General features: G+C 69.5%; 18 protein-coding genes. 10 read left to right on the top strand and 8 right to left on the bottom strand.

Features of this window, described 5'->3' with window-relative positions; genetic code table 11:
- The first annotated feature begins 25 nt into the window (after nucleotides 1-25).
- From echA20 to ipdC, 4 genes are read left to right on the top strand one after another with little or no spacing between them, the layout of a single operon-like run.
- The gene (gene echA20 / locus KIH27_RS05985) at nucleotides 26-784 is read left to right on the top strand and encodes a (7aS)-7a-methyl-1,5-dioxo-2,3,5,6,7,7a-hexahydro-1H-indene-carboxyl-CoA hydrolase (protein ID WP_214092027.1); all 759 of its coding nucleotides are present in this window, start codon (nucleotides 26-28) and stop codon (nucleotides 782-784) included.
- Nucleotides 781-1659, top strand: coding sequence for a cholesterol ring-cleaving hydrolase subunit IpdA (gene ipdA / locus KIH27_RS05990; RefSeq protein WP_214092028.1), 879 nt, complete (start codon nucleotides 781-783; stop codon nucleotides 1657-1659). The genes echA20 and ipdA overlap by 4 nt, the downstream gene beginning before the upstream one ends.
- Complete coding sequence (gene ipdB, locus KIH27_RS05995) at nucleotides 1656-2408, top strand: cholesterol ring-cleaving hydrolase subunit IpdB (protein ID WP_214092029.1); 753 nt, start codon at nucleotides 1656-1658, stop codon at nucleotides 2406-2408. Before ipdA ends, ipdB begins: the two co-directional genes overlap by 4 nt.
- On the top strand, nucleotides 2405-3475 hold the full coding sequence (gene ipdC / locus KIH27_RS06000; RefSeq protein ID WP_214092030.1) for a (3aS,4S,5R,7aS)-5-hydroxy-7a-methyl-1-oxo-octahydro-1H-indene-4-carboxyl-CoA dehydrogenase: 1071 nt from the start codon (nucleotides 2405-2407) through the stop codon (nucleotides 3473-3475). Before ipdB ends, ipdC begins: the two co-directional genes overlap by 4 nt.
- Nucleotides 3476-3490: 15 nt before the next feature.
- On the opposite strand, the gene KIH27_RS06005 is transcribed toward ipdC, so the two are convergent.
- The 6 genes from KIH27_RS06005 to ipdE1 form a co-directional block, all read right to left on the bottom strand.
- Nucleotides 3491-4432: a type IV toxin-antitoxin system AbiEi family antitoxin gene (locus KIH27_RS06005; RefSeq protein WP_214092031.1), complete on the bottom strand. Its 942-nt coding sequence runs from the start codon at nucleotides 4430-4432 to the stop codon at nucleotides 3491-3493.
- Between the two features lie 111 nt (nucleotides 4433-4543).
- Nucleotides 4544-5227, bottom strand: coding sequence for a TetR/AcrR family transcriptional regulator (locus KIH27_RS06010; protein ID WP_250149659.1), 684 nt, complete (start codon nucleotides 5225-5227; stop codon nucleotides 4544-4546).
- 39 nt (nucleotides 5228-5266) lie between these two features.
- The gene (fadA6, locus tag KIH27_RS06015) at nucleotides 5267-6415 is read right to left on the bottom strand and encodes a steroid 3-ketoacyl-CoA thiolase FadA6 (RefSeq protein WP_214092112.1); all 1149 of its coding nucleotides are present in this window, start codon (nucleotides 6413-6415) and stop codon (nucleotides 5267-5269) included.
- A gap of 17 nt (nucleotides 6416-6432) precedes the next feature.
- On the bottom strand, nucleotides 6433-7014 hold the full coding sequence (gene kstR2, locus KIH27_RS06020) for a TetR family transcriptional regulator KstR2 (RefSeq protein ID WP_214092032.1): 582 nt from the start codon (nucleotides 7012-7014) through the stop codon (nucleotides 6433-6435).
- 7 nt (nucleotides 7015-7021) lie between these two features.
- Complete coding sequence (gene ipdF / locus KIH27_RS06025) at nucleotides 7022-7825, bottom strand: (5R,7aS)-5-hydroxy-7a-methyl-1-oxo-2,3,5,6,7,7a-hexahydro-1H-indene-carboxyl-CoA reductase (RefSeq protein ID WP_214092033.1); 804 nt, start codon at nucleotides 7823-7825, stop codon at nucleotides 7022-7024.
- The gene (gene ipdE1, locus KIH27_RS06030; protein WP_214092034.1) at nucleotides 7822-8970 is read right to left on the bottom strand and encodes an acyl-CoA dehydrogenase IpdE1; all 1149 of its coding nucleotides are present in this window, start codon (nucleotides 8968-8970) and stop codon (nucleotides 7822-7824) included. Before ipdE1 ends, ipdF begins: the two co-directional genes overlap by 4 nt.
- A gap of 65 nt (nucleotides 8971-9035) precedes the next feature.
- Here ipdE1 and fadD3 point away from each other — a divergent pair, with 65 nt between their 5' ends.
- The 6 genes from fadD3 to KIH27_RS06060 are packed head-to-tail and all read left to right on the top strand — an operon-like array spanning nucleotide 9036 to nucleotide 15271.
- Nucleotides 9036-10604, top strand: coding sequence for a 3-((3aS,4S,7aS)-7a-methyl-1,5-dioxo-octahydro-1H-inden-4-yl)propanoate--CoA ligase FadD3 (gene fadD3 / locus KIH27_RS06035; protein ID WP_214092035.1), 1569 nt, complete (start codon nucleotides 9036-9038; stop codon nucleotides 10602-10604).
- On the top strand, nucleotides 10604-11737 hold the full coding sequence (locus KIH27_RS06040; protein WP_214092036.1) for an acyl-CoA dehydrogenase family protein: 1134 nt from the start codon (nucleotides 10604-10606) through the stop codon (nucleotides 11735-11737). The genes fadD3 and KIH27_RS06040 overlap by 1 nt, the downstream gene beginning before the upstream one ends.
- Entirely contained in the window at nucleotides 11734-12702 is a 969-nt protein-coding gene (locus KIH27_RS06045; protein WP_214092037.1) for an acyl-CoA dehydrogenase family protein, read from the top strand. The genes KIH27_RS06040 and KIH27_RS06045 overlap by 4 nt, the downstream gene beginning before the upstream one ends.
- Complete coding sequence (ipdE2, locus tag KIH27_RS06050; protein ID WP_214092038.1) at nucleotides 12699-13658, top strand: acyl-CoA dehydrogenase IpdE2; 960 nt, start codon at nucleotides 12699-12701, stop codon at nucleotides 13656-13658. Before KIH27_RS06045 ends, ipdE2 begins: the two co-directional genes overlap by 4 nt.
- Nucleotides 13655-14821, top strand: coding sequence for a pyridoxal phosphate-dependent aminotransferase (locus KIH27_RS06055; protein ID WP_214092039.1), 1167 nt, complete (start codon nucleotides 13655-13657; stop codon nucleotides 14819-14821). Before ipdE2 ends, KIH27_RS06055 begins: the two co-directional genes overlap by 4 nt.
- 57 nt (nucleotides 14822-14878) lie before the next feature.
- The gene (locus KIH27_RS06060) at nucleotides 14879-15271 is read left to right on the top strand and encodes a heme-binding protein (RefSeq protein ID WP_214092040.1); all 393 of its coding nucleotides are present in this window, start codon (nucleotides 14879-14881) and stop codon (nucleotides 15269-15271) included.
- Between the two features lie 91 nt (nucleotides 15272-15362).
- On the opposite strand, the gene hsaB is transcribed toward KIH27_RS06060, so the two are convergent.
- Complete coding sequence (gene hsaB / locus KIH27_RS06065) at nucleotides 15363-15929, bottom strand: 3-hydroxy-9,10-secoandrosta-1,3,5(10)-triene-9,17-dione monooxygenase reductase subunit (RefSeq protein ID WP_214092041.1); 567 nt, start codon at nucleotides 15927-15929, stop codon at nucleotides 15363-15365.
- Between the two features lie 5 nt (nucleotides 15930-15934).
- Nucleotides 15935-16831, bottom strand: a complete 897-nt coding sequence (hsaC, locus tag KIH27_RS06070; RefSeq protein WP_214092042.1) for an iron-dependent extradiol dioxygenase HsaC — start codon at nucleotides 16829-16831, stop codon at nucleotides 15935-15937.
- Nucleotides 16832-16852: the final 21 nt, after the last annotated feature.

The following is a 16852-nucleotide window of genomic DNA, read 5'->3' on the forward strand; positions in this document are numbered from 1 at the left end:
GAGCCCCGGAATCGAGGAACGCCAGATGCCGATCACGTCCACCACCGTCGAACCGGGGATCGTCACGGTCACCGTCGACTTCCCGCCCGTCAACGCCCTGCCGTCGCGGGCCTGGTTCGAACTCGGCGAGGTGATCACCGCCGCCGGCAACGACATGGCCACCCACGTGGTGATCCTGCGCGCCGAGGGCCGCGGCTTCAACGCCGGCGTGGACATCAAGGAGATGCAGGCCACCGAGGGCTTCACCGCCCTGATCGACGCCAACCGCGGGTGTTTCGCCGCGTTCAAGGCCGTCTACGAGTGCGCGGTGCCGGTGATCGCCGCGGTCAACGGTTTCTGCGTCGGCGGCGGTATCGGCCTGGTCGGCAACGCCGACGTGATCGTCGCCTCCGACGACGCCAAGTTCGGCCTGCCCGAGGTGGAGCGCGGTGCCCTGGGCGCGGCCACCCACCTGTCCCGGCTGGTGCCGCAGCACATGATGCGCCGGCTGTTCTACACCGCCGCCACCGTGCCCGCCTCGGTCCTGGCCGACTACGGGTCGGTGCACGAGGTGGTGCCGCGCGCCGAACTCGACGAGGCCGCGCTGCGGGTCGCCCGCGACATCGCGTCGAAGGACACCCGGGTGATCCGGGCCGCGAAAGAAGCCCTGAACTTGATTGATGTGCAGAAGGTCAACTCCAGCTACCGGATGGAGCAGGGCTTCACGTTCGAGCTGAACCTGTCCGGGGTGGCCGACGAGCACCGCGACGAGTTCGCCGGAACCGAGAAAGGTGCCAAGAAATGAGCAAGGTAACCACGCTCGATGAGGCCGTCGCCGAACTGCGCGACGGTATGACGATCGGCATCGGCGGCTGGGGATCCCGGCGCAAGCCGATGGCGTTCGTGCGCGCGATCCTGCGCACCGACGTCAAGGACCTGACCGTGGTGACCTACGGCGGGCCGGACCTGGGCCTGCTGTGCTCGGCGGGCAAGGTGCGCCGGGCCTACTACGGTTTCGTCTCCCTGGACTCGCCGCCGTTCTACGACCCGTGGTTCGCGAAGGCCCGCACCACCGGTGCCATCGAGGCCCGTGAGATGGACGAGGGCATGCTGCGCTGCGGGCTGCAGGCCGCCGCCCAGCGGCTGCCGTTCCTGCCGATCCGCGCCGGGCTGGGCAGCTCGGTGCGCGAGTTCTGGGGCGACGAGCTCAAGACCGTCACCTCGCCGTACCCGGTTGAGGGCGGGCACGAGACCCTGGTCGCGATGCCGGCGCTGAACCTCGACGCCGCGTTCGTACACATGAACATCGGTGACGCCCGCGGCAACGCCGCCTACACCGGCATCGACCCGTACTTCGACGACCTGTTCCTGATGTCGGCGCAGCGCCGCTTCCTGTCGGTGGAGAAGATCGTCACCACCGAGGAGTTGATCGCGAACTCGATCCCGCAGACCCAGGTGATCAACCGGATGATGGTGGATCGCGTTGTGGAGGCACCGGGTGGCGCCCACTTCACCATCGGCGCAGCCGATTACGGGCGCGACGAGAAGTTCCAGCGGCACTACGCCGAGGCCGCCAAGTCCGACGAGACCTGGGCGGAATTCAAGGCCACCTACCTGTCCGGCAGCGAAGATGACTACCAGGCGGCGGTTAAGGCATTCGGAGCGGAGGCACAAGCATGAACGACTCACCCACTCGCGCCGAGGTCTGCGCCGTCGCCTGCGCCGAGCTGTTCCGCGACGCCGGCGAGATCATGGCCTCACCGATGGCCACCGTGCCGTCGATCGGCGCCCGGCTGGCGCGGTTGACCTTCTCCCCCGACCTGCTGCTCACCGACGGCGAGGCCCGGATCCTGGCCGACACCCCGGCGATCGGCAAGGTCGGCCCGCTGGAGGGCTGGATGCCGTTCAACCGGGTCTTCGAGACGCTGGCCTGGGGCAAGCGCCATGTGATCATGGGCGCCAACCAGATCGACCGCTACGGCAACCAGAACCTGTCCGCGTTCGGGCCGCTGCAGCACCCGACCCGGCAGATGTTCGGGGTGCGCGGCGCGCCGGGCAACACCATCAACCACACCACCAGCTACTGGGTGGGCGCGCACTCGTCGCGGGTGTTCACCGAGACCGTCGACATCGTCTCCGGGATCGGCTACGACAAGGTCGACCCGACCAACCCGGCCTTCCGGTTCTTCAACCTGGGCGGCGTGGTGACCAACCTGGGCGTCTTCGACTTCGGCGGCCCGTCGCATCAGATGCGGGCGGTCTCGCTGCACCCCGGCGTCACCGCTGCCGAGGTCACCGAGAACACCTCGTTCGAGGTGCACGGGTTGGCCGACGCCGGCGAGACCCGCTTGCCGACGGCCGAGGAGCTGCGGCTGATCCGCGAGGTCATCGACCCGAAGTCGTTCCGGGACAAAGAGGTCAAGGCATGACCGGCTTGAAGACCCCACTGACCGAGCTGGTCGGCATCGAACACCCGGTCGTGCAGACCGGGATGGGCTGGGTGGCCGGCGCCCGGCTGGTCTCGGCCACCGCCAACGCCGGCGGGCTGGGCATCCTGGCCTCGGCGACGATGACCATCGACGAGCTGGCGACCGCCATCAAGAAGGTGAAGTCGGCCACCGACAAGCCGTTCGGGGTCAACATCCGCGCTGACGGCGCCGACGCCGGCGACCGGGTGGACCTGATGATCCGCGAGGGCGTCAAGGTCGCGTCGTTCGCCCTGGCCCCCAAGGCCGAGCTGATCGCCAAGCTCAAAGAGGCCGGCTCCGTGGTGATCCCGTCGGTGGGTGCGGCCAAGCACGCCAAAAAGGTAGCGTCCTGGGGTGCCGACGCGGTGATCGTGCAGGGCGGCGAGGGCGGCGGGCACACCGGACCGGTGGCCACCACCCTGCTGCTGCCGTCGGTGCTCGACGCAGTGGCCGGCACCGATGTGCAGGTGATCGCCGCAGGCGGTTTCTTCGACGGCCGCGGTCTGGCCGCCGCGTTGTCGTATGGCGCGACCGGCGTGGCGATGGGCACCCGGTTCCTCTTGACGTCTGACTCGACGGTGCCCGACTCGGTCAAGCAGCGCTATCTGGCCGCCGACCTCAGCGGCACCGTCGTCTCCACCCGCGTCGACGGCATGCCGCACCGAGTGCTGCGCACCGAACTGGTGAACAAGCTCGAAAGCGGGTCGCGGGCACGCGGTTTCACTGCCGCGATCCGCAACGCCGCCAAGTTCAAGAAGATGTCGCAGATGTCCTGGCCGACGATGGTCAAGGACGGGTTGGCGATGCGGCACGGCAAGGAGCTCACCTGGTCGCAGGTGCTGATGGCCGCCAACACCCCGATGCTGCTGAAAGCCGGTCTGGTGGAGGGCAACACCGAGGCCGGTGTGCTGGCCTCCGGTCAGGTGGCCGGCATCCTCGACAGCCTGCCGTCGTGCCAGGAGTTGATCACCTCGATCGTCGACGAGGCCGTCGAGCACCTCAAGGCCGCGAACTCCTTCGTCGTTTAACCCCGAGCGGGAATCTCACGACGCGACACGCCGTTCCAGCGTCGCTGGCTTCCCGCTCGCGGTGCGGCCCATCCAGCCGGCGGCGTACATCGCGTCCTCAACCCGCCCGATGAACGTCGCCAACCGGTAGTTGAGCAGTTCGGCGGTGACCCGGATGATCACCCAGCCCTCGGCGGTCAGCGCCGCGTGCCGATCGATATCACGCTGGCGCTGCTTCGGATCGGTCCAGTGCTGCGGGCCGTCGTATTCGACGCCGACCTTGAGACTCCGATATCCCTCCCCCGCAAGCGGGAGGTACCCCCAGTCGACCCGGGCCACGAAACCACCGGAGGCGTCGCGGACGACGATCTGAGTCTCGGGCGCCGGGAGTCCTGCGTCGATCAACGCCAACCGGGTTCGGGTCTCCTGCGGCGATTCCGCCCCACCGTCCACGAGCGGCAGGATGCCGCGCAATCGGGTCAGGTAGCGCGCGCCAGGGTGCGCGGCGATGACGGCCTCGACCTCCGCAATACCCACACCGGTCGCGTTGACCAGGGCGTCCAGTCGCTGCACACCGGCCAGCCGGGACCGGGTCCGCCGGCCGATATCGAACGCAGTACGAGCCGGGCTGGTGACCGGCATCCCGGCGACGGTCACCACCTCCCCCGGTAGCAACGTATCGGTGTACACCACGAGTCTCGGCGGCGACTTGTGGTTGTCGTGCACCAGTTCAGCATCCAGCGCCGCATCCACCCACTTCGCACCCAGCAGTGCCGCCGCGGAATTACCGGCCACCACACCCCGCCGCCGCGACCACAGCCACGCCGCCGCCGCGCGCTGGCATGCCGTTAGGTCGATCCCGTGGGGCACGTACACCCCGGGGTAGACCGCCTCGTACAGCGAACGCATCGCCCGCTCCGGCATCACCTTGGCGGCCAACACCTCTGCGCCGAGGAACGGCCAGGCCGGCTCCGTCATTGGCCAAGGGTTCCCCAGCGCGCCGCTGACCGCCAGTCACCCCGTCGAGCCGGAATCTCACTACGCCACACGCCGATTCAGCGTCGCGGATTTCCCGCTCGCGGTGCGGGGTCAGGCCCCGAGTTGGCCGATGCCCGCCTCGACCACCAGCACGAACGTGGTCAGGTCGGTGATGAGGTCATCGATCGGCCGGGGCTCGGGCCGGTGCACGGACTCCGCGACCAACTCGAACAGCCCGCCGACCGTGGCCACCGACAGCGCCTGGTAGTCGGTGCGGTCGTTGGCCGGATGATGCGCCCGCCAGAGCGCCTCCAGGAATTCGGCCGTCCGGCGCCGGTTCTCCCGTCGGCGCCCCTCGACGCGCGGCGAGACACCCGCGGACTCGCCGAACGCCACCACCGCGACCCGAGGGTCGTCGGCGAGGGTGTGCGCGAACGCCGAGAGGACCCGGCGCAGGATCTGCCGCTCGTCCTCGTCCGGCGCCGCCTGGCCCATGGCCTCGGCGACCGCCACCTCGACGCGCTCGGCGATCTGCGCCAGCAGCGTCAGGTAGCAGTCCTCCTTGCTCTCGAAGAGCTCGTAGAACGCCTTGTTGCCGACATAGGCGGTCTGACAGATCTGTTCGATCGCAGTGTTGGCGTACCCGTCGCGCGCGAACAGCTCGAAGGCGGCGACCAGAATCTGATCGCGCCGCTGTGCGCGACGCTCGTCAGCGTCCAGACCGCGGATTCGGCGCCCGCCCGCCGAAACCGCGCCGCCCGACTCACTCTGTCCGGGCATGTTCGGTGACCCCATGGCCGGGGATTCTAGCGATACCTGAGCCGGTCCGCGATTTCAGAGCCGCTCGATGATCGTGACGTTGGCGGTGCCGCCGCCCTCGCACATGGTCTGCAGGCCGTAGCGACCGCCGGTGCGCTCCAGTTCGTTGAGCATCGTGGCGAACAGCTTGGCGCCGGTGGCGCCCAGCGGGTGACCCAGGGCGATCGCGCCGCCGTTGGGGTTGACCTTCGCCGGGTCGATCGGGAATTCCTTCAGCCAGGCCAGCACGACCGGGGCGAACGCCTCGTTGATCTCGACGACGTCGATGTCGTCGATGGTCAGGCCGGCCTTGTCCAGGGCGTAGCGGGTGGCCGGGATCGGGCCGGTCAGCATGAACACCGGGTCGTCCCCGCGGGCGCTGATGTGGTGGATGCGGGCGCGCGGCTTGAGGCCGTGGGCCTTGACCGCATCCTCGGAGGCGAGCAGCACCGCCGAGGCGCCGTCGGTGATCTGGCTGGCCAGCGCCGCGGTCAGCCGGCCACCCTCGACCAGGGTCTTCAGGCTGGCCAGTTTCTCCAGGGTGGACTCGCGCGGGCCCTCGTCGACACGGAACTCCCCAACCGGGATGATCTCGTTGTCGAAGCGGCCCTCGGCGATCGCGGCGAACGCCCGGGTGTGGCTCTGCTGGGCGAAGCGCTCCATCTCCTCGCGGGAGATGTCCCACTTCTCGGCGATCATCTCGGCGCCGCGGAACTGGGAGATCTCCTGGTCGCCGTAGCGCTCCAGCCACTTCTTCGACTCGTTGGTCGGCGAGGTGAAACCGAACTGCTCACCGACGATCATCGCCGAGGAGATCGGGATCTGGCTCATGTTCTGCACGCCGCCGGCCAGGATCACGTCCGCGGTGCGACTCATGATGGCCTGCGCGCCGAACGAGATCGCCTGCTGCGACGACCCGCACTGCCGGTCGACGGTGACGCCCGGGACGCCCTCGGGGTAGCCGGCGGCCAGCCAGGCCAGCCGGCCGATGTTGCCGGCCTGCCCGCCGATGGCGTCCACGCAGCCGGCGATCACGTCGTCGACGACGGCCGGATCGATGCCGACCCGGTCGATCAGGCCCTGAAAGGCGGTGGCGCCCAGGTCGATCGGGTGCACCCCGGCCAGCGAGCCGCCCCGCTTGCCGCCGGCGGTGCGAACCGCGTCGATGACGTATGCCTCGGAAATTTTAGCGATTTCAGCCATTATGGTGTTCCTTCTTTCGTGATGCCGCCGAGGACGATGGCGAGATATTGCTGACCGACCTGTGCGCCGGTGAGCGGCCCGCCCGGTTGATACCAGCGCACCGAGACCCAGGTCGTGTCCCGGATGAATCGGTAGATCAGGTCGACGTCGAGATCGGCTCGGAAGTAACCCTCTTCGATTCCCTGCTGCAGCACGTCAATCCACATCTTACGTTGCTGCCGGTTGCGTTCGTCGACGTAGGAGAACCGCTCCTGGCCGGACAGTCGCTTGGCCTCGTCCTGGTAGATGACGACCTGGGCGTGCCGGTGCTCGATAGCGTCGAACGACGCCAGGAACAGTCCCTTGAGCCGCTCCAGCGGATTCGCCTCGGTGTCCAGGATCTGCTGGTAGCGGTCGAACAGCCAGTTCAAGAAGTCCCGCAGCACCTCGTCGACCATCTCCTCCTTGGAGGAGAAGTGGTGGTAGAGACTGCCGGACAGGATGCCGGCGGCGTCGGCGATGTCGCGGACGGTGGTGGCCTTGAGGCCCCGCTCGGCCATCATCTCCGCCGCCAACTGCAGCAGTTCGTCTCGTCGGGTCATCGGCGGATCAGGCGCGCTGGCTGGACACCGAGATGATCTCGCCGGTCAGGTAGCTGGAGTAGTCGCTGGCCAGGAACGCGATCGTGGTGGCGATCTCCCACGGCTCGGCGGCCCGGCCGAACGCCTCACCCTCGGCGAGCCGGTCCAGCAGCTCGGTGGAGGACGTCTTCTCCAGGAACTTGTGCCGAGCGATGCTCGGCGAGACGGCGTTGATCCGCACCCCGTATTCGGCGGCTTCGATTGCGCTGCACCGGGTCAGCGCCATCACGCCGGCCTTGGCGGCGGCGTAGTGCGACTGCGAGTGCTGGGCGCGCCAACCGAGGACGGAGGCGTTGTTGACGATCACCCCGCCGTGCGGGGCGTCCCGGAAGTACCGCAGCGCAGCGCGGGTCGCGCGCATCACCGAGTTCAGCGTGACGTTCAGGACCCGATCCCACTCGTCGTCGGTCATGTCGATCACCGGCGTCTGCCCGCCCAGGCCGGCGTTGTTGACCAGCACGTCGATCCGGCCCATCTTCTCGACGGCGCCGGTGATCAGCGCGTCGACGGCGGCGGTGGAGGTGACGTCGCAGGTGATCGCCTCCACCCGGCCCAGCCCCAAGCCGGCCAGTTCGTCGCGGGTCTCGCCCAGGCGGCGCTCGTGGTAGTCCGAGACCAGCACGTCGGCGCCCTCCAGCAGCGCGCGCCGCGCGGTGGTGGAGCCGATGCCGGTGCCGGCGGCGGCGGTGACGACGACGACCTTGCCCTTGAGCAGACCGTGGCCGGGAATCTCCTCCGGCGCCTTGGAAAGGTCCTTAGCCAGATCCGTCATCCCTTTGCCTCCCGCGGTAGGCCGAGCACCCGCTCGGCGATGATGTTGCGCTGAATCTCGTTGGACCCGCCGTAAATGGTGTCGCTGCGGGTGAACAGGTACAGCCGCTGCCACTCGTCGAACTCGCCGCCTTCGAGCACCATCGACTGACGCCCGATGATGTCCATCGCCAGCTCGCCGAGGTCGCGGTGCCAGTTGGCCCACAGCAGCTTCGACACGTTGTCCTGACCCGGCTGTTCCACGTCCATGGTGGCCAGGGCATACGACCGCATGGCCCGCAGGCCGACCCAGGCGCGGGTGAGCCGTTCGCGGATCACCGCGTCGTCGGCGGCACCGGTGCGCTGCGCCAGTTCCGCCAGCGATGACAGCTCGCGGGCGTACCGGATCTGCTGGCCCAGCGTGGACACCCCGCGCTCGAAGGTCAGCGTGCCCATCGCGACCTTCCAGCCGTCGCCGGGCTCGCCGACCACCAGGTCGGCGTCGGTGACCGCGTCGTCGAAGAACACCTCGTTGAACTCCGAGGTGCCGGTGAGTTGCACGATCGGGCGGATCTCCACACCGGGCTGGTCCAGCGGCACCAGCAGGTAGGACAGGCCGTTGTGCCGCTTGGAGCCCTTCTCGGTGCGGGCCACCACGAAGCACCACTGCGACAGGTGGGCCAGCGACGTCCACACCTTCTGGCCGTTAATCACCCACTTGCCGTCTTGCAGGACGGCCGTGGTGGCGACGTTGGCCAGGTCGGAGCCCGCGCCGGGCTCGGAGTAGCCCTGACACCACAGCTCGGTGACGTTGCGGATGCCGGGCAGGAAGCGCTGCTGCTGCTCGGGGGTGCCGAACGCGATCAGCGTCGGGCCGAGCAACTCCTCACCGAGATGGTTGACCTTGTCCGGGGCGTCGGCTTTCGCGTACTCCTCGTAGAACGCCACCCGGTGCGCCACCGACAGGCCGCGCCCGCCGTGCTCCACCGGCCAGCCCAGGCAGGTCAGCCCGGCGTCGGCGAGGTGGCGGTTCCAGGCCAGCCGCTCCTCGAACGCCTCGTGTTCGCGCCCCGGGCCGCCGAGGCCCTTGAGCTTGGCGAACTCGCCAACCAGATTGTCGGCCAGCCAGGCACGGACCTCAGACCGGAACTCCTCGACGTCTTGCACCCCTGTAGGCTAACCTACCAAGCACTTGCTCGGCTACGAGCCGTCTCGGAAATCAGGGAGCACCGATGGCCTGGGGGTACCGCCCGCTTGCGGGGGATGATCTGCAGACCACGCCTGCGGTACTGGACCACATCGCGGCCACCCTCGGTGACCACGACGCACTGATCGACGGCGACAAGCACCTCAGCTATGCGGCGCTGCGCGACGAGGTCCGCGGTGCGGCCGCCGCCCTGATCGCGCTGGGCGTGCAGCCCGGCGACCGGGTGGCGCTCTGGTCACCGAACACCTGGCACTGGGTGGTCGCCTGCCTGGCCACCCACTACGCCGGCGGGGTGCTGGTGCCGCTGAACACCCGCTACACCACCTCCGAGGCCACCGACATCCTGGCCCGCAGCCGGGCGCGGGTGCTGTTCGGGATGGGCCGATTCCTCAAAGCCGACCGACTCGCCGAACTCGACCGCGCGACCCTGCCCGACCTGCAGCACCTGGTCCGGATCCCCGTCGAACACGACGACGGCACCTGGGACGGGTTCGTCGCCGCCGGCGCCTCGATACCGGCCGCCACGGTGGACGTCCGGGCAGCCGCGGTCGGCCCGGACGACGTCTCCGACATCCTGTTCACCTCCGGCACCACCGGACGCAGCAAAGGTGTGCTCTGCGCGCACCGGCAGTCGCTGGCCGGCCCGGCCGCCTGGGCGGCCTGCGGGCAGATGAGCGCCGACGACCGCTACCTGGGCATCAACCCGTTCTTCCACAACTTCGGCTACAAGGCCGGCATCCTGGCCTGCCTGCAGACCGGGGCCACCCTGATCCCGCAGGTGACGTTCGACCCGGCCGGTGCGCTCGCGGCGATCGAGGCGCAGCGGATCACGGTGCTGCCCGGGCCGCCCACCATCTACCAGACCCTGCTGGATCACCCGGCCCGCGGCGAGCACGACCTGTCGTCGCTGCGGTTCGCGGTGACCGGGGCCGCGACGGTGCCGGTGGTGCTGATCGAGCGGATGCAGACCGAACTGGACATCGACATCGTGCTCACCGCCTACGGGCTCACCGAGTCCGGCGGGTTCGCCACCATGTGCCGCGCCGACGACGACGCCGTCACCGTCGCCACCACCTGCGGGCGGCCGATCGCAGACTTCGAACTGCGGATCGACGGCGCCAGCGCTCCGGGCGAGGCCGGCGAGGTGCTGCTGCGCAGCGCCAACAACATGCTCGGCTACCTCGACGACGCCGAGGCCACCGCGGCGGCGATCGACGCCGACGGCTGGCTGCACACCGGCGACGTCGGCACCGTTGACGCACAAGGCAACCTGCGGATCACCGACCGGCTCAAAGACATGTACATCTGCGGCGGGTTCAACGTCTACCCCGCCGAGATCGAGCAGGTGCTGGCCCGCCTCGACGGGGTGGCCGACGCCGCCGTCATCGGGGTGCCCGACGAGCGGCTCGGCGAGGTCGGCCGGGCGTTCATCGTCCGGCGGCCCGGGTCGGAGCTGGACGAGGCGAGCGTGATCGCCTACACCCGTGAGCATTTGGCGAACTTCAAGGCACCGCGTTCGGTGACCTTCGTCGACGATCTGCCGCGCAATCCCGGCGGCAAGGTGGTCAAACCGCAGTTGAGAGAGTGGGCCTGATGGACCTGAAATTCGATGAGGAGACCGAGGCGTTTCGCGCCGAGGTCCGCGACTTCCTGGCCGCGAACAAAGACAAGTTCCCGACTGAGTCCTACGACACCGCGAAAGGGTTTGAGCAGCACCGCAAGTGGGACAAGGTGCTGTTCGACGCCGGCCTGTCGGTGATCGCCTGGCCGAAGGAGTACGGCGGCCGGGACGCCACCGTACTGCAGTGGGTGGTGTACGAGGAGGAGTACTTCGCCTCCGGCGCACCCGGACGGGCCAGCGCCAACGGCACCTCGATGCTGGCGCCGACGCTGTTCGCGCACGGCACCAAGGAGCAGCTGGACCGCATCCTGCCGAAGATGGCGTCCGGCGAGGAGATCTGGGCGCAGGCCTGGAGTGAGCCGGAGTCCGGCAGCGACCTGGCGTCGCTGCGCTCGACGGCCACCAAGGTCGACGGCGGCTGGAAACTCAACGGGCAGAAGATCTGGAGCTCACGGGCGCCATTCGGTGAGCGCGGCTTCGGGCTGTTCCGCTCCGACCCCGAGGCGCAGCGCCACCACGGCCTGACCTACTTCATGTTCGACCTGAAGGCGCCCGGCATCACGGTCCGCGCCATCGAACAGCTCGGCGGCGAGACCGGTTTCGGCGAGATCTTCCTCGACGACGTCTTCGTGCCCGACAACGACGTGATCGGCGAAGTCCACCAGGGCTGGCGCGCGGCGATGAGCACGTCGAGCAACGAGCGCGGCATGAGCCTGCGCAGCCCGGCGCGGTTCTGCGTCGGCGCGGAGAAGCTGGCCGGCGTCTGGCGCGACCACGGATCCGACGCGGTCTTCACCGACCGGGTCGCCGACGCCTGGATCAAGGCGCAGGCCTACCGGCTGCACACCTTCGGCACCGTCACCCGGCTGATGGCCGGCGGCGAGCTGGGCGCGGAATCCTCGGTGACCAAGGTGTTCTGGAGCGACCTGGACGTCGCCCTGCACCAGACCGCCCTGGACATCCGCGGCGCCGACGGCGAGCTGGCCGACGCCTGGACACACGGCTACCTGTTCGCGCTGGGCGGACCGATCTACGCCGGCACCAACGAGATTCAACGCAACATCATCGCCGAGCGGCTGCTGGGCCTGCCCCGGGAGAAGAAGTGAAATTCGATCTAGACCAAGAGCAGCGCGACTTCGCGGCCAGCATCGACGCCGCACTCGGCGCCGCCGACGTTCCGGGCGCGGTGCGCGCCTGGTCGACCGGCGACACCGCGGCCGGCAAGCAGGTGTGGAACCAGCTGGCCGAGCTCGGCGTCACCGCGCTGGCCGTGCCGGAGGAGCACGACGGCATCGGCGCCCACCCGGTCGACCTGATGGTGGCCGTCGAGGCGCTGGGCCGCTGGTGCGTGCCCGGTCCGGTAGTGGAATCGATTGCGGTGGCACCGATTCTGCTGGCCGGCGCACCCGATGCCGGTGAGCGGCTGGCCGCACTGGCCGCCGGTGAGGCGATCGCCACCGTGGCGCTGCCCCCGCACACCCCGCGCGCGGTGGACGCCGAGGTCGCCGACGTCGTCCTGCTCGCCGAGAACGGCACCGTCAGCACCGCCCGGCCCGGCACCCGCCACCGTTCGGTGGACCCCAGCCGCGGCGTCTTCGACGTCACCGCCGACGGTGCGTCGTGGAGCGCCGACACCGCCCGGGCCTACGAGTTCGGCGCGCTGGCCACCGCCGCGCAGCTGATCGGCGCCGGCCAAGCGATGCTGGACACCGCCGTCGAATACGCCAAGCAGCGCACCCAGTTCGGCCGGGTGATCGGCGGCTACCAGGCGATCAAGCACAAGCTGGCCGACGTGCACATCGCCCTGGAGTTGGCCCGACCCCTGGTGTACGGCGCGGCGCTGAGTCTGGCCGACGGTTCCGGTGACACCGTCCGCGACGTCAGCGCCGCCAAGGTGGCCGCTTCCGACGCCGCGCTGCTGGCCGCGCACTCGTCGCTGCAGACGCACGGCGCGATCGGTTTCACCAGCGAATGCGACCTGTCACTATGGCTGTTGCGGGTGCAGGCGCTGCGTCCCGCCTGGGGCGACCCCACCGCCCACCGGCGCCGGGTATTGGAGGCAATCGCATGAGCGACGAACGTGAAATGCTGCGCCGGACCGTCGCGACGCTGATACTCAAGTTGGCCTCACCCGAATCGGTGCGTGCCGCAATGGAATCCGAGCGCGGCTACGACGAGAACCTGTGGCAGCTGCTCTGCGAGCAGGTCGGCGCGGCCGCTCTGGTGGTGCCCGAGGAGTTCGGCGGCGCCGGGGCCGGCCTGGCCGAAGCCGCGGTGGTGCTTGAGGAGCTCGGCAAGGCGCTGGTCCCGACCCCGCTACTGGGCACGGTGCTGGCCGAGTTGGCGCTGCTGGCCGCACCGGAGCCGGACAGCGACGCACTGGAGCGGCTGGCCGCCGGTGCGGCGATCGGCACCGTGGTGTTCGACGCCGACTATGTGCTCAACGGCGATCTGGTGGGTGCCGACGATGTGGTGATCGGCGCGGCCGACGGTGAGCTGACCCGCTGGGCCGCGTTCACCACCGAGGCGCTGACCACCATGGACCCGACCCGGCGGCTGGGCCGGATCACCGCCGGCGAGACCGCCCCGGTCGGGGCCGACCCCGGGATCGCCGACTACGCGGCGATCCTGCTCGCCGCCGAGCAGATCGGCGCCGCGTCACGCTGCCTCGATCTGACAGTGGAGTACACCAAGAGCCGGGTGCAGTTCGGCCGGCCGATCGGCAGCTTCCAGGCACTCAAGCACCGGATGGCCGACCTGTACGTCGCCGTCTCGGCCGCGCGCGCCGTCGTCGACGACGCGATCGCCGACCCGTCGCCGGCCTCGGCCGCGCTGGCCCGCATCACCGCCAGCGAGGCGTTCAGCCTGGTGGCCGGTGAGGCCGTGCAGCTGCACGGCGGTATCGCGATCACCTGGGAGAGCGACATCCAGCTGTACTTCAAACGGGCCCACGGCAGTTCGCAGCTGCTGGGCCAGCCGGCCGAACATCTGCGCCGGCTCGAAGCCGAGGTGCTGGCGGCGCCGTGACCGACCGGGTCGCGCTGCGCGCCGGGATTCCGCCGTTCCATGTGATGGACGTGTGGCTGGCGGCCGCCGAACGTCAGCGCAGCCACGGCGATCTGGTGAACCTGTCGGCAGGCCAGCCGAGTGTGGGTGCGCCCGCACCGGTGCGGGCCGCGGCGGCCGCCGCACTCGACCACGACCAGCTCGGCTACACCGTGGCACTGGGCATCCCGGAGCTGCGGGCGGCGATCGCCGGGTCCTACCTCGACCGGTACGGCCTGGACGTCGACCCGGCCGACGTGGTGGTGACCACCGGCTCGTCCGGCGGTTTCCTGCTGGCGTTCCTGGCCTGCTTCGACGCCGGTGACCGGGTGGCGATCGCCAGCCCCGGCTATCCCTGCTACCGCAACATCCTGGCCGCGCTGGGCTGTGAGGTCGTCGAACTGCCCTGCGGCCCCGACACCCGCTACCAGCCCACCGTCGAGATGCTGGCCGCGATCGACGGGCCGCTGGCCGGGGTGATCGTCGCCAGCCCGGCCAACCCGACCGGCACCGTCATCGAGCCGGCCGAACTGGCCGCGATCGCACACTGGTGCGACGCGTCCGGCGTGCGGCTGATCAGCGACGAGGTCTACCACGGGCTGGTCTACGACGGGGCGCCGGCGGTCAGCTGCGCCTGGCAGACCTCCCGCAACGCGGTGGTGGCCAACAGCTTCTCCAAGTACTTCGCGATGACCGGCTGGCGGCTGGGCTGGCTGCTGGTGCCCAAGTCGCTGCAGCGGGCGGTGGACTGCCTCACCGGCAACTTCACCATCTGCCCGCCGGTGCTGGCCCAGTACGCGGCGGTCGCCGCCTTCACCCCCGAGTCGATCGCCGAATCGGACGGGCGGCTGGCGCACTATGCGAGCAACCGGACGCTGCTGCTCGACGGCCTACGCGACCTCGGGATCAGCCGGCTGGCCCCCACCGATGGCGCGTTCTACGTCTACGCCGACGTCGCCGAGCACACCGCGGATTCGCTGGAGTTCAGCTCCCGGTTGCTGGCCGAGACCGGGGTGGCCGTGGCACCGGGCATCGACTTCGACACCGAACGCGGTAACACGCACATCCGGCTGTCGTTCGCCGGCCCCACCGCTGACATCACCGAGGCCCTGCGCCGAATCGGTGCCTGGCTACCACTCCGGTAGGTTTAGCTCAGACCTCTCCGGCAAAATCGCCGAAATCTGATCGAAGGGATCACTGCAATGCGCACCACCTCACGCTTCGCCCTCAGCGCGGCAACCGTCGGCATCCTGGGTGCGGTGGCCGCATCGATGGTCACGACCAGCACGCCGCCGGCCGATGCCGCGCCGGCCAACTGCACGGCTGCCGGGCTGGCCAGCACCGCCAGCGGCGTGCTCAGCCAGGCCGGTGGGTTCCTCAACGACCACCCGGAGACCAACGACGTGCTGACCTCGGCGGCCACCATGGCACCGGACCAGGCCCGCTCCTCGGTGCAGGGCTACTTCATCGGGCACCTCGACCAGCTGTCGACGCTGCAGGGCATCGCCGCGCCGCTGACCAACCTGAAGAACGAGTGCGGCATCGCCGTCTCCCCGACTCAGCTGGCCACCCTGCTGGAGACCGTCAGCAAATAGGCCCTCCGGGCGTCGAGCAGACGCTAAAGCCCCCCGCATCGTCGCGATCGGGGGGCTTTGGCGTCTGCTCGCGGGGAGAAGATGCGGAGGGTTACAGCCAGGTGTCGTCGGTGGTGGCGGTGAGGAACGCCTCCAGCTCGTCGCGCAGATGCGCCGGCACCGTCTTGTCCGGCTCGATGCCGGTGTAGTCACCGCGGTAGAACAGCAGCGGCCGCGGCTTCACCTCCGGCACGTCCGACAGCGAGTGCACCGCGCCGAACACCACGAAGTGGTCGCCGCCATCGTTGACGCTGGCGACCGTGCAGTCGATGTGCGCCAGGGAGTTCGCCAGGATCGGCGACCCCAGCGGCGACGGCGCCCAGTCGACGCCGGCGAACTTGTCCGGTTCCCGCGAGCCGAACCGGGCGCAGACGTCCTGCTGCGACTCGGCCAGGATGTTCACGCAGAACTTCCCGCTGGCCTCGATGGCCTGCCAGGACCGCGACTGCTTCGTCGGGCAGAACAGCACCAGCGGCGGGTCCAGCGACAGCGCGGCGAACGACTGGCAGGCGAAGCCCACCGGTTCACCGTCGTGGCAGGTGGTGATGATCGTGATGCCGGTGCAGAACTGGCCGAGCGCGTTGCGGAACGCGCGCGGATCGATCGGTGCGTCGCTCACTGCGGCTAGACACCCACCGTGAAGTCGTGGCCCCACAGGCTGACCGCGGTGGACTCCCGGGCGATCCAGTCGTCGTCGTCGACCTCGAGGCCCTCGCAGCCGAACTCGACCTGAAAGCCACTGGGCGACTTCATGTAGAAGCTCAGCATCTTGTCGTTGACGTGCCGGCCCAGGGTGGCCGCCATCGGCACCTTGCGACGCTGCACGCGGTCCAGGCACAGCCCGACGTCGTCGGCGTTCTCCACCTCGACCATCACATGCACGATCCCGGTCGGGGTCGGCATCGGCAGGAACGCCAGGCTGTGATGACGCGGGTTGCAGCCGAAGAACCGCAGCCAGGCCGGGTCGCCGTCGGCCGGCCGGCCGACCATCTGCGGCGGCAGCTTCATCGAGTCGCGCAGCCGGAAGCCGAGCACGTCGCGGTAGAAGTGCAGCGCCTCGGCGTCGTCGGAGGTGGACAGCACCACATGCCCCAGGCCCTGCTCCCCGGTGACGAAGCGGTGTCCGTAGGGGCTGGCGATCCGGCGATGCTGCAGCGCCACCCCGTGGAAGACCTCCAGCACGTTGCCGGACGGGTCGGCGAACGTGATCATCTCGTCGACCCGGCGGTCCGCCAACTGCTCGGCGGTGGCCTCCTTGTACGGGGTGCCCTCGGCGTCGAGACGCTGCCGGATGTCCTGCAGGCCCGCGGCGTTGGCGCACTCCCAGCCCGACCCCAGCACCACGTCCCGGTCGCCGGGAACGATGATGAAGCGGGCCGGGAATTCATCCATCCGCAGGTACAGGGCACCCTCGGTCGGCCCCGAACCCTCGACCATGCCGAGGATCTTCAGGCCGTACTCGCGCCAGGCCGCCATGTCGGTGGCCTGGATCCGCAGATAACCCAGCGAACGAATGCTCATTCCCGCGCCTTCCTGACTAGC

The organism is Mycolicibacter acidiphilus (genome assembly GCF_018455725.1).
Lineage (GTDB): Bacteria > Actinomycetota > Actinomycetes > Mycobacteriales > Mycobacteriaceae > Mycobacterium > Mycobacterium acidiphilum.